This is a genomic window from Bacillus sp. PSXD-155 (genome assembly GCF_049310765.1).
Classification (GTDB): domain Bacteria; phylum Bacillota; class Bacilli; order Bacillales; family Bacillaceae_G; genus Bacillus_A; species Bacillus_A cereus.
In genome coordinates this window covers 57,688-74,543 of the sequence record NZ_JBMOWC010000022.1, presented here as the reverse complement: position 1 = coordinate 74,543, position 16,856 = coordinate 57,688, and the positions used below count along the sequence as shown (strand labels likewise).

Below are 16,856 nucleotides of genomic sequence, written 5' to 3'. Positions count from 1 at the left end.
AGGTATGATTTTATTAAGAAGCATTAAAATACTTTATCTGAAAAATAAAAAAAGATTGACAAGTCTATTGAGAAACATTATCATTTCGGTGTAAGATAGTAAATGAAAAACATTATCAATAAAACGGATTTTAAAGTAATGCGCACTTGACCAATTAGTTTAGTAAGTGTATTATTTTTTACAACACAACTGATAATGAAAATCAATATCATTGATGTTACTTAATGAAATTAATGTTTATGTGAAAGGATAGAGAAAATGAACTTAGGGGAATTTGATGGGCAAACAGTTTTAGTAACAGGTGCAGCACAAGGCATAGGCAGTGTTGTTGCCAAAATGTTTTTAGAAAGAGGAGCCACAGTTATTGCGGTTGATCAAAATGAAGAGGGGTTAAATGTACTCTTAAATCAAAATGAATTAAATAAAACACGTATGAAAACGTTTCGTTTAGATGTGAGTAATAGTGCTGCTGTTGAAGACATGGTAAATCATATTGCAAATGAAATAGCGCCAATAGATATTTTAATAAATGTTGCAGGGGTTTTACGTATGGGACCAATTCATTCGTTAAGTGATGAAGATTGGAATAAAACATTCTCTGTAAATACTACAGGGGTTTTCAATATGTCCCGAGCGGTAAGTAAAAATATGATGTTAAGAAAATCAGGGGCAATTGTTACAGTCGGTTCAAATGCGGCAAATACGCCGAGAATGGAGATGGCTGCGTATGCTGCGTCAAAGGCTGCAACGACGATGTTTATGAAATGTTTAGGACTAGAGCTTGCGGCATACAATATACGCTGCAACTTAGTTTCTCCAGGTTCTACTGAAACTGAGATGCAAAGATTACTATGGGCTGATGAGAATGGAGCTAAAAATATAATTGCTGGTTCTCAAAATACATATAGACTCGGAATTCCATTACAAAAAATTGCACAACCTTCAGAAGTTGCTGAAGCAGTGTTATTTTTAGCCTCAGATAGAGCAAGTCATATTACAATGCACAATTTATGTGTCGATGGCGGTGCTACGTTAGGAGTTTAATAAAAATTCAGGAGGTTATTATATTATGAATGAACATATAGCTGTAAAGGAATTGTCAGAAAAACTTTTAGAAGATTATAAGACTGAATCTTCATTCTTTTTCGCTTCACCAACTCGAACTATATTAGCAGAAGGAGAGTTTACTACAGTAAAGCATCGTGAAATTGAAAATTTCCCAGAGCTTGTGCAAGCGACATTAAGTAATGCGAAACAAGCTGGAAATCCAAATCCTATCGTTGTGGGTGCTTTGCCATTTGATCGTAGAAAAGAAGTCCAACTTATCGTACCAGAATATAGTAGGATTTCTGAGCGTTTACAATTGGATACAACAAATCAGCTTGAAACAAATGAGAACGTAACATTTGAAATGACGCCAGTACCAGACCCTGAAGTTTATATGAATGGTGTGAAGCAAGGAATTAAAAAAATACAGGACGGTGATTTAAAGAAAATCGTTCTATCTAGATCGTTAGATGTTAAATCTTCGGAAAAGATTGATAAGCAAAAACTTCTGCGAGAATTAGCAGAACATAATAAGCATGGTTATACATTTGCTGTGAATTTACCGAAAGATGAAAAAGAGAACAGTAAGACGCTAATTGGAGCAAGTCCTGAATTACTTGTTTCACGTAATGGTATGCAAGTTATTTCTAATCCGTTAGCTGGTTCAAGGCCACGTAGTGAGGACCCAGTAGAAGATAAAAGAAGAGCAGAGGAATTACTTTCTTCTCCAAAAGATTTACATGAACATGCGGTAGTAGTTGAAGCGGTTGCCGCTGCACTTCGTCCGTATTGTCATACATTACATGTTCCAGAAAAGCCATCAGTTATTCATAGTGAAGCGATGTGGCATTTGTCTACAGAAGTGAAAGGTGAACTGAAGGATCCAAATACTTCTTCTTTACAATTAGCAATTGCCCTTCATCCTACGCCAGCAGTTTGCGGAACTCCGATGGAAAAAGCAAGAGAGGCTATACAGCATATTGAGCCATTTGACCGCCAGTTCTTTACAGGAATGCTAGGATGGAGCGATTTAAATGGAGATGGAGAATGGATTGTTACAATTCGTTGTGCTGAAGTACAAGAAAATACACTGCGTTTATATGCAGGAGCTGGAGTTGTTGCTGAGTCAAAACCAGAAGATGAGTTAGCAGAAACATCAGCTAAGTTCCAAACAATGCTAAAAGCTTTAGGATTAAGAGATAGTTCACTTAATGAAAAATAGGGGGAAGAAAGAATGCTAGTAGGTTATACAGAATGGCCAAAAGAATTTGCCGATCATTATCGAGAAGAAGGATGTTGGCTTGGTGAAACATTTGGAGGAGTGTTAAGAGAGCGGGCTGAGAAATATGGAGATCGAATCGCGGTTGTAAGTGGTAAGAAGCATATAACATATAGTGAACTTGATAAAAATGCAGATCGTTTAGCAGCAGGTTTACTGAATTTAGGAATAAAGAAAGAGGACAGAGTTGTAATCCAGTTACCTAACATTATCGAGTTTTTCGAAATATGTTTTGCACTATTTCGAATTGGAGCGCTTCCTGTCTTTGCACTACCTTCACATCGAAGCAGTGAAATTAGTTATTTTTGTGAGTTTGGCGAGGCGAGCGCTTACGTTATTTCAGATAAGGCTCTCGGTTTTGATTATCGAAAACTAGCAAGAGAAGTGAAAGAGAAAGTGCCAAATTTACAACATGTAATTGTAGTGGGAGAAGAAGAAGAGTTTGTGAACATAAATGATCTGTATATGGATCCCGTCTCATTACCAGAAGTTCAGCCAAGTGATGTTGCATTTCTCCAATTATCAGGAGGCACAACAGGTCTTTCTAAATTAATTCCTAGAACACATGATGACTATATTTATAGTTTACGTGTTAGCGCTGAAATTTGTAATTTGAATGCAGAAAGCGTCTATATGGCAGTTCTTCCAGTAGCACACAATTACCCAATGAGTTCTCCAGGGACATTTGGAACTTTCTATGCGGGTGGAAAAGTGGTATTGGCAACTGGTGGTAGTCCAGATGAGGCATTTGCTCTTATTGAAAAAGAAAAAGTTACAATTACAGCGCTCGTTCCGCCATTAGCAATGATTTGGCTTGATGCTGCATCTTCTCGTAATACCAATTTATCGAGCTTAGAGGTTATTCAAGTAGGTGGTGCTAAGTTTAGCGCTGAGGTTGCAAGACGTATACGCCCTACATTTGGATGTACGTTACAGCAAGTATTCGGTATGGCGGAAGGATTAGTGAACTATACAAGATTAGACGATCCGGAAGAAATTATTATCCATACACAAGGTAGACCAATGTCTGCACTCGATGAAGTACGAGTTGTTGATGAAAATGACAACGATGTACAACCGGGCGAAGTAGGTAGTTTATTAACACGAGGTCCATATACAATTCGTGGTTACTATAAAGCCGAAGAGCATAATGCACGATCATTTACAAAGGATGGGTTTTATCGCACAGGTGATCTTGTAAAAGTAAATGAACAAGGATACATCATTGTAGAAGGAAGAGATAAAGATCAAATTAACCGTGGTGGTGAGAAAGTTGCTGCGGAAGAAGTTGAAAATCATCTATTAGCACACGATGCGATCCATGACGTAGCAATCGTATCTATGCCTGACGATTATTTAGGGGAACGCACCTGTGCTTTTGTTATAGCTCGCGGACAAGTTCCGGCAGTAAGTGAATTAAAAATGTTTTTAAGAGAACGTGGTATAGCGGCTTATAAAATTCCAGATCGAATTGAATTTATTGAATCATTCCCGCAAACAGGAGTCGGAAAAGTCAGCAAAAAAGAACTACGTAAAGTCATTGCTGAAAAACTTATTACAGTAAAACAATAATAAAAATCGGAAGGAAGTGATTAGATGGCTATCCCATCTATTTCAGTATATAAAATGCCAATTGAATCAGAACTACCAAAAAATAAAGTGAATTGGACACCAGATCCGAAACGTGCAGTACTTTTAATTCATGACATGCAAGAATACTTTCTTGATGCATATAGCGATAAAGAATCACCAAAAGTAGAACTTATTTCAAATATTAAAATGATAAGAGAAAAATGTAAGGAACTTGGTATACCAGTTGTTTATACAGCACAACCTGGTGGGCAAACGTTAGAACAACGAGGTTTATTACAAGACTTTTGGGGTGACGGTATACCTGCTGGACCAGATAAAAAGAAAATTGTTGATGAACTTACTCCTGATGAGGATGATATATTCCTAACAAAATGGAGATATAGTGCATTTAAAAAGACAAATCTATTAGAAATTTTAAATGAACAAGGAAGAGATCAACTCATTATTTGCGGTATTTATGCGCATATTGGCTGTCTTTTAACAGCTTGTGAAGCATTTATGGATGGTATAGAGCCGTTCTTTGTAGCAGATGCAGTTGCTGATTTTTCACTAGAGCATCATAAACAAGCATTGGAGTATGCATCTAATAGATGTGCAGTAACGACATCAACAAACCTACTGTTAAACGATTTACAAAGTGTAAAAGATGATGAGAGTGAAGGAATCACTATACAGGAAGTGCATGAACTAGTTGCACAACTACTTCGTGAGCCAGTAGAGAGTATTGATATTGATGAGGACTTATTAAATAGAGGGCTTGATTCGGTCAGAATTATGAGTTTAGTAGAGAAGTGGCGTCGTGAAGGGAAAGAAATCACTTTTGCAGATTTAGCAGAACATCCAACTGTTGCAGGTTGGTACAGTTTACTATCTTCACAAACAGCACAGGTGCTGTAACAAATAGACTACATAATAAAGGGGTAGTAAAGAATGCCTAACAGTCAAAAGATTCGTCATTCGTTATCATCTGCGCAGTCTGGTATGTGGTTTGCGCAACAATTAGATCCGCTTAATCCAATTTATAATACTGGGGAATATGTAGAAATAAACGGAAATATTCATCAAGACATTTTTGAATTAGCTGTACGTAAAGTTGTAATGGAAACAGAAGCACTTCATGTTCACTTCGAAGAGGATGAAATTGGCCCATGGCAAGTTATTGAAGAATCACAGTTTCATATGCATTTTATTGACGTTCGTAAAGAAGAAAATCCTGAAGAAGCTGCTAAAGTATGGATGAAAAATGATTTATCTATGCCAGTCGATTTGAAAAAAGATACTTTATTTACTGAAGCACTTATTCAAGTTGAAAATAATCGTTTCTTTTGGTATCAGCGCATCCATCACATTGTGATGGATGGCTATGGATTTTCACTTCTTAGCCAAAAGGTAGCGAATGAGTATACATCACTTATAGAAGAAACAAAAACGAATGAAAAGCCATTTGGTTCTCTTGCAAAAGTCGTGCAAGAAGATATTGAGTATCGTGAGTCTAAACAATTTCAGGAAGATCGTACTTTTTGGTTAGAAAAATTTGCGGATGAACCAGAAGTTGTAAGTTTGGCAGAGCGAGCACCGAGAACATCAAATGGATTTTCACGAGAAACAGCTTATTTATCTAGTTCTAGCACGAAAACTTTATTAGAAGATATCAATATTTCGTTAACAAGTTGGCCGGAATTCATTTTCGCTGTAACAAGTATTTATATGCATAAGTTAACAGGTGCAAATGATATTGTTTTAGGTTTACCGATGATGGGACGTCTAGGTTCGGTATCTATTCATACACCAAGTATGGTAATGAATTTAGTTCCACTTCGTATTACAGTAACTCCAAATATAACTCTTGCGGAATTATTGCAGCAAGTTTCTAAAGAAATCCGAGATGTACGTCGCCATTATAAATACCGTCATGAGGAATTAAGAAGAGATTTAAAGTTACTAGGTGAAAATCAAAGGTTGTTTGGACCGTTAGTGAATGTTATGCCTTTTGATTACGGGCTTAATTTTGCTGGAAATCGTGGTATTATGCATAACTTATCAGCAGGACCTGTAGATGATTTATCGATAAATGTATATAAACGTTTTGATCAAAATGAGCTAATGATTCATTTTGATGCGAATCCCGAAGTATATAATGGCGCAGAGCTAGCATTGCATAAAGAAAGATTTATGAATCTATTTGAATTAGTAATAAATAATTATGAGAAAAACGAGTCGATTGGAAAAATAAACATTACTCTGGCTGAAGAAAATCATAAAGTTTTATTGGAATGGAATGAAACGAAGGAAGACGATGAGTTAATCAGTTTACCTATATCATTTGAAAAACAAGTGCAAAAAAATCCAAATAAACTAGCGATTACTTGTGACGGTGTAATCCTTACGTATAAAGAGCTAAATGAACGAGCGAATGAACTAGCACATTATTTAGTAGAAGAAGGAATACGACCAAATCAGTTTGTAGCTTTAGTATTCCCTAGATCAATAGAAATGGTAGTTAGTATGCTAGCAGTCTTAAAGGCTGGTGCAGCGTATTTACCAATAGATCCAGAATACCCAGCAGAAAGAGTTAATTATATAGTAAATGATGCAAAACCAGTTTGTATCATAACACATTCATCTGTTTCATCTAAGTTAGTTATAGAAAAGGATATGAAAAAAATTGTATTAGATGACGAAGAAACGAAACTAGCGTTACATACATATTCTCGTATGAATATAGCATGTAAGAATGATGTATCACTTTTAAACCCAGCCTATACAATATATACTTCAGGCTCAACAGGAAACCCAAAAGGTGTAATTGTTCCTATGAGAGGTTTAAGTAACTTTTTAATGGCTATGCAGCAAAAGTTTTCATTAAATGAAAATGATCATTTATTAGCAGTTACAACGTTTGCGTTTGATATTTCTGCTCTAGAAATTTATTTACCTCTTATTAGTGGTGCAAGTTTAACAATTGCGCAAAAAGAAGTCATACAAGAGCCATCAGCATTAACGACACTTTTACAAGAAGAAAGAGTGACAATTATGCAGGCTACACCGACGCTTTGGCAGGCGTTAGTAACTGATTATCCAGAGAAGCTACAAGGGCTAAATATACTTGTTGGTGGTGAAGCTCTCCCAGCGCATTTAGCAAATAAATTAAAAGAATTAGGTTGTTCAATAACTAATTTATATGGACCAACTGAAACGACGATTTGGTCTACTTTCATGAACATTGATGAAGGTGAAAAGGGTATACCACCTATTGGAAAGCCAATTTGCAATACAGAAGTGTATGTATTGGATGCAGGGCTACAACCAGTTCCACCTGGAATTATTGGTGAATTATATATTGCAGGGGAAGGACTTGCGCGCGGATATTTAGGAAAACCTGAGTTAACAGCTGAACGGTTTGTTGCAAATCCTTATGGAGAATCAGGGAAGCGCATGTACCGTACAGGAGATCTTGTGAAATGGCGTAGTGATGGTGCGTTAGAGTACATTAGTCGCGCAGATCATCAAATTAAAATTCGTGGATTCCGAATTGAATTAGCTGAAATTGAAACGGTATTACAACGACATGAAAATATTCAACAAGCGGTAGTAATGGTACGAGAAGATCGTGCAAATGATAAACGCATCATTGCGTATATCGTTGCAGAAGAAAAGGAACCGATTAATCTTTCAGAAATTCGTTCTTATGTTTCAGAAAGTTTAGCGAATTATATGATACCATCGGCATTTGTTGTGCTAGAAGAATTACCATTAACGCCAAATGGTAAGGTTGACAGAAAGAAATTACCTGCTCCTGATTTTAATGGAATGAACAACGAGAGAGTTGCTAGAAATCCGAAAGAAGAAATATTATGTGATTTATTTGCAGAAGTACTTGGTGTTTCTCGAATTAGCATTGATGATAATTTCTTTGAAATGGGTGGACATTCACTTCTCGCATCTCGTTTAATGGCAAGAATTCGTGAAACGTTAAGTGTGGAATTAGGAATTGGGAAACTATTTGAATCACCAACTGTTGCCGAACTGGCGAAACAATTAAACCATGCAAAAAGCGCAAGACCAGCTATTCAGAAAGCAAGTAGGCCAAATGAAGTTCCACTTTCATTTGCACAGCGCAGGTTATGGTTCTTAAATTGTTTAGAAGGTCCAAGTCCTACTTATAATATTCCGCTAGTCATTCGTATGAATGGAATATTGAATCGGGAAGCATTACAAGGTGCTTTTTATGATGTAGTTGAGAAACATGAAACACTTAGAACAATTTTCCCTAACGTATTAGGTAGTTCCTATCAGAAAATTTTAGATATGGAAAATTTAAATCTAGAAATGGTTATAACTAATACATGTAAAGATGAATTAGAAAGTGTACTTTCAGAGGCGGTAAGATATAGCTTTAACCTCGATATTGAGCCGGCAGTTCGTTTGCAACTTTTTACAGTGAGTGAAAACGAACATGTATTATTAATTTTATTACATCATATTGTAGGTGATGGCTGGTCATTACAGCCGTTAACGAGAGATTTTACAGCGGCGTATAAAGCACGATGTCAAGGTGACAGAGTTCAGCTGGAGACACTACCAGTTCAATACGCAGATTATGCACTTTGGCAACAGCAATTGCTAGGTGATGAAACGACACCAGAGAGTCTTATTTCAACACAATTAGATTTTTGGAAAGAAGAACTTAAAGGTTTACCAGACCAAATGGAGTTACCTACAGATTTCCAGCGTCCAATTGAGACGAGTTACCGCGGGGAAACAATTCATTTTCATATAGATGAAGGTATGCATAGTAGGTTAGTAGAGCTTGCACGTAAAAATGGAGTTAGTTTGTTTATGGTATTGCAAGCAGGGCTTAGTGCACTATTTACAAGATTAGGTGCAGGCACTGATATACCAATTGGAAGTCCGATTGCTGGAAGAAATGATGATGTACTTTCAGATATCGTTGGTTTATTTGTAAATACATTAGTGTTACGTACAAATACGTCAGGAGATCCAAGTTTTAAAGAATTATTAAATAGAGTGAAGCAGGTAAATCTTGCAGCTTATGAAAATCAAGATGTTCCATTTGAAAGGCTTGTTGAAGTGTTAAATCCAGTACGTACTCGAAACAGCCACCCGTTGTTTCAAGTTATGTTAGCTTTTCAAAATACACCAGAAGCAACGTTTAATGCACCAGATTTAGAAGCGAGCCTTGAAATTCAAAGCGTTGGTTCTGCAAAATTTGATTTAACATTTGAAATTAGTGAGAGTAACGAGGTTGATGGTACTCCGAACGGTTTATATGGATTACTAGAGTTTAGTACCGATTTATATAAACGTGAAACGGTTCAAAAACTAATAGAACGATTCATTTTGTTATTAGATGATGCAGCTACAAATCCAGATCAATCAATTGGCAGATTAGAAATATTAACTGTAGCAGAGAAAAATACAGTGTTAGAAAAGTGGAATGGTGGTTTTCAAATTGCACCAGAAATGACATTGCCACAATTGTTTGAAAAGCAGGCTCATATAAATCCAAATTCTATAGCTGTTGTCTTTGAAAATAAGAAATTAACTTATGAAGAGTTAAATAGAAAAGCAAATAAAATAGCTCGATTCCTAATAGCAAAAGGGATTGGTCCTGATCAACTCGTTGCTTTAGCGATGCCAAGATCATTAAACATGGTTGTAAGCTTATTAGCTGTTCTTAAAGCTGGTGCCGGATACCTTCCGTTAGATCCAGATTACCCAGCAGACCGCATTTCATTTATGCTACACGATGCGAAACCATCATGTGTTTTAACGAATTCAGAAGTGGAAATTGAATGTGATGAGGCACTAAAAGTTTTAGTTGATGATGTGAAAGTAATAGCAGAAGTTGAGAAATATAGTGATGACAATATTGATGAAGTGGAACGAATTAAGCCATTATCTCCATCACATATTGCTTACGTTATTTATACGTCAGGCTCAACGGGTAGACCGAAAGGCGTTATGATACCTCATCAAAATGTAGTAAGACTTTTAGGAGCAACTGATCATTGGTTCCAGTTTGACGGAAACGATGTTTGGACGATGTTCCATTCATACGCTTTTGATTTCTCGGTTTGGGAAATTTGGGGACCTTTATTATACGGAGGGCGTTTAGTTGTAGTGCCACATACTGTAAGTCGCTCACCGAAAGAATTTTTACAGCTTCTTGTTAAAGAAAAGGTTACGGTTTTAAACCAAACTCCATCAGCGTTCTATCAATTGATGCAAGCAGATCGTGAAAATAAAGAGATTGGCCAAAAATTATCTTTACGATATGTTGTTTTTGGAGGAGAAGCACTTGAGCTAAGTCGCTTAGAAGATTGGTATAGTCGACATCCTCATAACGCACCAAAGCTTATTAATATGTACGGTATTACGGAGACGACAGTACATGTTAGTTATATTGAATTAGATGAAACTATCGTCTCTTTACGAGCAAATAGTTTAATTGGGTGCAGTATACCTGACCTTAAAGTGTATGTGTTAGACAACTATTTACAACCAGTGCCACCTGGAGTAGTTGGAGAAATGTATGTTGCAGGTGCAGGGCTTGCGCGTGGATATTTAGGAAGAGCAGGATTAACGACTGAACGCTTTATCGCAGATCCATTTGGAAAGCCAGGTACAAGAATGTATCGTACAGGAGACTTAGCTCGCTGGCGTAAAGATGGGACGCTAGATTATATAGGACGTGCAGATCATCAAATAAAAATTCGTGGATTCCGAATTGAATTAGGAGAAATAGAAGCAGTCATAATGAAGCACCCTAAAGTTGAGCAAGTAGCCGTTATTGTACGGGAAGATCAACCAGGGGATAAACGGTTAGTTTCTTATATCGTTGCATCAAATAATGAAGCGATTGATACGAATGAAATGCGTCAGTTTGCTAGTGGTAGTTTACCAGATTATATGGTTCCATACACTTTTGTAGTAGTAAATGAGTTACCTTTAACTCCAAACGGTAAATTAGATAGAAAGGCATTGCCAGCTCCAGAATTTATCGCATCATCTTCTAGTCGTGGTCCAAGAACACCGCAAGAAGAAATGTTATGTGACTTGTTTACAGAAGTGCTAAGTGTACCTCAAATTGGAATTGATGACGGATTCTTTGATCTTGGTGGCCATTCACTCCTTGCAGTACAGCTTATGAGCCGCATTAAAGAGGCGCTTGGAGTGGAACTAAACATTGGTACTTTATTTGCAGCACCGACTGTTGCAGGGTTAGCTGAAAGACTTGAGATGGGGAATGGTCAAAGTGCACTTGATGTGTTGCTTCCATTACGAGCAAGTGGGGATCAATTACCACTATTTTGTGTACATCCAGCAGGTGGATTAAGTTGGTGCTATGCAGGACTTATGAAATCTTTAGGAACAGATTATCCAATCTATGGTGTACAAGCACGTGGTATCGCTAAAAATGAAGAACTTCCAAAAAGTTTAGAGGAGATGGCGGCGGATTACTTGAAACACGTTCGTGAAGTACAGCCTCATGGACCATATCGTTTATTAGGTTGGTCGCTTGGAGGAAATGTTGTGCATGCAATGGCGGCGCAATTACAAAATGAAGGGGAAGAAGTAGAATTACTCGTTATGCTTGATTCTTATCCTGGACACTTCTTACCGAATACGGAAGCGCCTACTGAAGAGGAAGCGTTAATCGCATTACTTGCTTTAGGCGGATATGACCCAGATAACATGGATGGTAAACCACTTACAATGGAAAGTGCAGTTGAAATCCTTCGTAAAGATGGAAGTGCATTAGCAAGTCTTGAAGAAGAGACTATATTGAACTTGAAAGAAACATATGTAAATTCAGTAGGGTTGTTAGGGAAATATGTACCGAAAGTTTATAACGGAGATATCTTATTCTTTAGATCTACTGTTATACCAGACTGGTTTGATCCTATTTCTCCAAATACGTGGCTAAATTATTTAGATGGGCAAATTGTGCAGCACGATATTGATTGTAGACATAAAGATCTATGTCAGCCAGGTCCACTTACGGAAATTGGACAAGTATTAGCGAAATATTTGCAGAATAAGAAAGGGGTAAGTAGAGTATGACGAATCCATTTGAAAATGATAATTACACATATAAAGTATTAATAAATGAGGAGGGCCAGTATTCTCTCTGGCCTGCTTTTCTCGATGTACCTATTGGCTGGAGTGTCGTATATGAAGAAGCTAGTAGGCAGAGCTGCTTAGAATATGTTGAATATAACTGGAAAGATTTGAATCCAAAAAGTAATCAAGTTCGTGAAAAAACATTAGCAGGAAAACGATAATGAAAGCAAAACTAAATCCAAAAGTAGTCGTAAGTATCATTTATATAACTGCGATGTTTATGGCTGCGATGGACGCAACGATTGTAAATGTAGCACTACAAACGATAAGTAAAGAACTACAAGTACCTCCATCTGCAATGGGGACGGTTAATGTTGGGTATTTAGTTAGTTTAGCTGTTTTCCTTCCGATTTCTGGTTGGTTAGGAGATCGATTTGGTACGAAAAGAGTATTTTTAATTGCTCTTTTCGTATTTACAATTGCCTCTGCTTTATGCGGAATGGCTAACGATATTACTTCATTGAATATTTTCCGTATCATTCAAGGTGCTGGTGGAGGGCTTTTAACACCGGTCGGAATGGCGATGTTATTTCGAACATTTTCACCAGAGGAAAGACCGAAGATTTCTCGGTTCATTGTACTTCCAATTGCTGTAGCACCAGCAATTGGTCCTATCATCGGTGGTTTCTTTGTAGATCAAATGTCTTGGCGTGGGGCATTTTATATTAATCTACCGTTTGGAATCGTTGCATTGCTCTTTGGACTTCTATTTTTAGCAGAGCATGTTGAAAAATCAGCTGGTCGCTTTGATTCTCTCGGCTTTATTTTATCAGCACCAGGATTTGCGATGCTCATATATGCGCTCAGCCAGGGGCCATCAAAAGGGTGGATTTCTCCAGAAATTATGAGTACTGGGATAGCTGGGGGTGTATTCATTACATTGTTTATAATCGTAGAACTGAAAGTAAAGCAACCGATGTTAGATTTACGCTTATTAAAAGAACCAGTCTTTAGAAAGATGAGCCTTATATCATTATTTTCATCAGCTGGTTTACTAGGAATGTTATTTGTTTTTCCACTTATGTATCAAAATGTGATAGGAGTTTCCGCGCTGGAATCAGGACTTACGACATTTCCAGAGGCGATTGGATTAATGATTTCTTCACAAATTGTGCCATGGTCATATAAAAAGTTAGGAGCGCGAAAGGTAATTTCTATTGGATTAATTTGTACGGCGATTATCTTTGTTTTATTAAGTTTTGTAAATCACGATACGAATCCGTGGCAAATCCGCGCATTATTGTTTGGTATCGGTATTTTCTTAGGTCAATCTGTCGGTGCGGTTCAATTTTCTGCCTTTAACAATATCACGCCGCCTTCTATGGGGAGAGCTACTACTATATTCAATGTGCAAAATCGACTAGGTTCAGCAATAGGAGTAGCTGTTTTAGCTAGTATACTAGCTGGTTTTGGAAGTAATAACGCTCAATCCGATTTTTTACCATATCAAGCAGCACTAATTGGATCAGCAATATTTTTGCTCATAGCACTACTATTTTCTTTACGTATTTCCGATAAAGAGGTAATGTCAAAGAAGAAAGAAAAAACATTATCTGTATCAGAAAAAGAGAAAGTACTTGTCAATGAATAACAATATACGTATGCTTTTTTATGAAAATTGATATTCGTTGAATAAAGGAGAGTTTACATGATAGAAAGTAAAGTTGTAGATTCTGTTCCAACTTTGAATGAGAATGATTGTCAAATATGGTGGGCAAGAATTTCGGATTTACAATCATGGCATTACAATTTACTAAATGATATAGAGCGAGAGAAAGCAAATTCGTATCATCATTCGGCAGATCGAGCTCGTTTTATAATAGGTTGCGTAATAAGTAGATTAGTTCTCGGTAAGATACTTTCTATGTCACCAGTCCAAGTACCAATTGATCGAATGTGCTCAGTATGTAAATTGCAGCATGGGAGACCACAATTACCAGAAGGTATGCCGCAATTATCCGTTTCACATTCAGGTGAGTGGGTTGTCGTTGCTTTTACAAAATCTGCACCTGTTGGCATAGATGTAGAACAAATGAATCCAAATGTAGATGTTATGAAAATGGCAGAAGGTGTATTAACAGACATTGAAATAGCGCAAGTTATGAAACTGCCAAATGAACAGAAAATAGAAGGATTTTTAACATATTGGACTCGAAAAGAAGCGGTGCTGAAAGCGACAGGTGAAGGACTAATGATTCCGCCAGTACATATTACAGTATCAGCTCCAAATGATCCTCCAAACTTGTTGGTTTTTAAGGATAGACAAGAGTTAGCAAGTAATACAATGATGGAAGATGTAAGGCCTAGTTTAGATTATAGGGCCTCTGTTGCAATATTCAGTAAGGAAGTGACTGAAATTACGCAATTAGACGCGGCAGCACTTTTAAATCTTAAATAAAAAAATTATAGAAGAGGTGTTCCTCATGTTAGTAGCGGAAAATAGAAAGAATGAATTCACTTATAACGTACAAGCAATTAAAAATATTTTATTTTCTGGAGATACATCATCCATTCATGCTTTAGAAAAGCTTTTAAATGATACAGTTCAGTTTGATGTTCTTGAACAAGAGGCACTTGGTAGACAGTACATTCCGAAAGAAGCAAAGAATTTCTTTGATAAAGATGGAACATTTCTTTACCGTGTATCTAATGTTAGTTATAAAGGAAAGGTGTTATCTGAAAATCTAATTTTTGCAGACACTTCGTTTTTACCGGACGCAATAAAGAGTGAATTAGAGAGTGGAAATATTCCTGTTGAAAAGCTTATAGAAAAGATGGAAGTAAGAAGAAACGTATTATATGAAGGATATCAGCCATCTGGAAATATTATTGAATTGTTTGATGGATGTTCTGTTACAGCGAATGTGTATCCAACTAGAAAGTATCAAATTGTAAGTAACTGCAAATGTGTATTTTATATTTGTGAAGTGTATCATGCAGAGAATATAAAGCAATTGCTTAAATAAAAACGAGAAACCAGCCTATAAAATGGCTGGTTTCTTGTTTATTTAACAGCTTCTTTTAATTCTTTACCTGCTTTAAATGCAGGAACTTTACCAGCTGCGATTTGAATTTCTTCGCCAGTTTGCGGATTACGTCCTGTACGAGCAGATCTTTCGCGCACTTCAAAAGTTCCAAATCCGATTAATTGAACTTTATCGCCAGATTGTAATGCATTAGCAATTGTGTCAAATACGGATTGTACAGCTGCAGAAGCGTCCTTTTGAGAAATATCAGCTGATTGTGCTACGTTTTTAATTAATTCTGTTTTGTTCATGTTTTCACCTCATAAAAAAATTTTTGGAATGAATGTTTTAGTATAATAGATAGTAAAGATAAAGCTATCACTATGATTAGAAAGAATACTATATAATTATGTTAATTTCGTTGCAAGAGACTGAATCCCTTCTATTATTTAGGGATTAATTAAGAATCGATGCATATAAAAAGCTTTAATATGAGGATGAGGGGGAGTATATGAATGATTTTTCGTGAAAAAAATGAGAAGGAAAGTATATTAATTCGTCAACATGATCATGGTTTTTTAGCTGGAGAGATTGCAAAACATATAAAAGAACACTTTTTTGAAAGTAAAACATATTTAAAAGAAACAGTTGATGCAATATATGAGCATGACAGAGGATGGATAGAGCTTGATAAAGTACCAATTTTGAATGATGCTAAAAATATTCCATATACATTTATGGATTGTCCAAGCCCATTACGTTTTGTTTTTTATACGATTGGTTTGAATGAAATTGAAAATTCTAATCCATACGGGGCATTGCTTTGTAGTAAACATTTTTTATCATTTCCACTAAACGAGGAAGATGAAGAGATGATGTCATTTTATAAACATGAATTAGAACGACAAAAAAGAATCTTGAAAACGTTAACAAAGGAACAGTTTGCGATGTTCGATAAACATTATAGATTATTAAAGTTTTGTGATGAACTTTCTTTATACGTATGTATGAATAAGCCTGGTGTCAAAAAGAAAGATGAAATTGATTTATTTAAAGATGGTTTTGAAGGAACAGAAATGTTTAATAGTAAAGAGGAGAAACTTATTCAAGCTGAATGGGTGGATGAGGAAACAATTCGGATTACACCATTTCCATTTCAAACGGAATTTTATACGTATGTAAAATATAAAACGATAAATAAGCATGAAATGAAAGAAAAAGGGATTGCAAAGGCTGATAGAGAATCAGAAACGAAGAAACAAATTATTCGTTTCATACAATAGGGAGGTAATATAAATTGAAAGATTATATATTAAAGCAGTTTGATTACCATGCTTGGGCTAATACTAGATTATTCGATCGATTAAAAGAGTTACCAAACTATGAGACAATTTTTAAGGAGCAGATACAGAGTGTATTTCCATCCATTAAGGATACTTTTGTGCATATTTATATTACAGATCAAGTGTGGTTACATATATTGCATGGTAAAAGCATGAATGAAGCAATACAAGACCGAGAAGATTTACGAAAACAAATTGAAACTAAATCGTTACATGAATTAGAAAAAATGTTTGAAAACATGGCAAATCAATATAAAGATTTTTTAATTACAATACAAGATGTGAATGCTGTATTTGTTATTGAGAATCCATATGTAGGGAAATTAGAAACTTCGATTTTAGAATTAGTGCAACATGTCGTAAATCATGGTACATATCATAGAGGAAATATAACAGCGATGATCCGTCAACTTGGTCATTCGTCGACAATGATGGATTTTGTACTGTATTTACATATGGTTAAAAAGCAGGGAGAGTAAT

At 36.1% G+C, this 16,856-nt stretch carries 12 protein-coding genes; 11 read left to right on the top strand and 1 reads right to left on the bottom strand.

Features of this window, described 5'->3' with window-relative positions:
- Positions 1-258 precede the first annotated feature (258 nt).
- From dhbA to ACO6VI_RS21545, 9 genes are read left to right on the top strand one after another with little or no spacing between them, the layout of a single operon-like run.
- Entirely contained in the window at positions 259-1,044 is a 786-nt protein-coding gene (gene dhbA / locus ACO6VI_RS21585) for a 2,3-dihydro-2,3-dihydroxybenzoate dehydrogenase (RefSeq protein WP_001048437.1), read from the top strand.
- A gap of 25 nt (positions 1,045-1,069) precedes the next feature.
- Entirely contained in the window at positions 1,070-2,269 is a 1,200-nt protein-coding gene (dhbC, locus tag ACO6VI_RS21580; protein ID WP_088020941.1) for an isochorismate synthase DhbC, read from the top strand.
- Positions 2,270-2,281: 12 nt separating this feature from the next.
- Complete coding sequence (locus ACO6VI_RS21575; protein ID WP_161520152.1) at positions 2,282-3,898, top strand: (2,3-dihydroxybenzoyl)adenylate synthase; 1,617 nt, start codon at positions 2,282-2,284, stop codon at positions 3,896-3,898.
- 24 nt (positions 3,899-3,922) lie between these two features.
- On the top strand, positions 3,923-4,816 hold the full coding sequence (locus ACO6VI_RS21570; RefSeq protein WP_063547182.1) for an isochorismatase family protein: 894 nt from the start codon (positions 3,923-3,925) through the stop codon (positions 4,814-4,816).
- 33 nt (positions 4,817-4,849) lie between these two features.
- Positions 4,850-12,007 (top strand): amino acid adenylation domain-containing protein, encoded by a 7,158-nt coding sequence (locus tag ACO6VI_RS21565; RefSeq protein WP_161520153.1) that lies wholly within the window; start codon positions 4,850-4,852, stop codon positions 12,005-12,007.
- Positions 12,004-12,228, top strand: coding sequence for an MbtH family protein (locus ACO6VI_RS21560; RefSeq protein ID WP_000184060.1), 225 nt, complete (start codon positions 12,004-12,006; stop codon positions 12,226-12,228). The genes ACO6VI_RS21565 and ACO6VI_RS21560 overlap by 4 nt, the downstream gene beginning before the upstream one ends.
- Positions 12,228-13,658, top strand: coding sequence for an MDR family MFS transporter (locus tag ACO6VI_RS21555; protein WP_063547184.1), 1,431 nt, complete (start codon positions 12,228-12,230; stop codon positions 13,656-13,658). The genes ACO6VI_RS21560 and ACO6VI_RS21555 overlap by 1 nt, the downstream gene beginning before the upstream one ends.
- A gap of 57 nt (positions 13,659-13,715) precedes the next feature.
- Entirely contained in the window at positions 13,716-14,465 is a 750-nt protein-coding gene (gene sfp / locus ACO6VI_RS21550) for a 4'-phosphopantetheinyl transferase Sfp (RefSeq protein ID WP_063547185.1), read from the top strand.
- A gap of 25 nt (positions 14,466-14,490) precedes the next feature.
- On the top strand, positions 14,491-15,033 hold the full coding sequence (locus ACO6VI_RS21545) for a hypothetical protein (protein WP_000959126.1): 543 nt from the start codon (positions 14,491-14,493) through the stop codon (positions 15,031-15,033).
- A gap of 38 nt (positions 15,034-15,071) precedes the next feature.
- On the opposite strand, the gene ACO6VI_RS21540 is transcribed toward ACO6VI_RS21545, so the two are convergent.
- Complete coding sequence (locus tag ACO6VI_RS21540; RefSeq protein ID WP_001043905.1) at positions 15,072-15,344, bottom strand: HU family DNA-binding protein; 273 nt, start codon at positions 15,342-15,344, stop codon at positions 15,072-15,074.
- Positions 15,345-15,548: 204 nt separating this feature from the next.
- On the opposite strand from ACO6VI_RS21540, the gene ACO6VI_RS21535 reads away from it, so the two are divergent.
- A complete protein-coding gene (locus tag ACO6VI_RS21535) occupies positions 15,549-16,316 on the top strand; it encodes a DUF3891 family protein (RefSeq protein ID WP_161520154.1) in 768 nt (255 codons plus the stop codon).
- 14 nt (positions 16,317-16,330) lie between these two features.
- Positions 16,331-16,855: a DinB family protein gene (locus ACO6VI_RS21530; RefSeq protein ID WP_161520155.1), complete on the top strand. Its 525-nt coding sequence runs from the start codon at positions 16,331-16,333 to the stop codon at positions 16,853-16,855.
- Position 16,856: the final 1 nt, after the last annotated feature.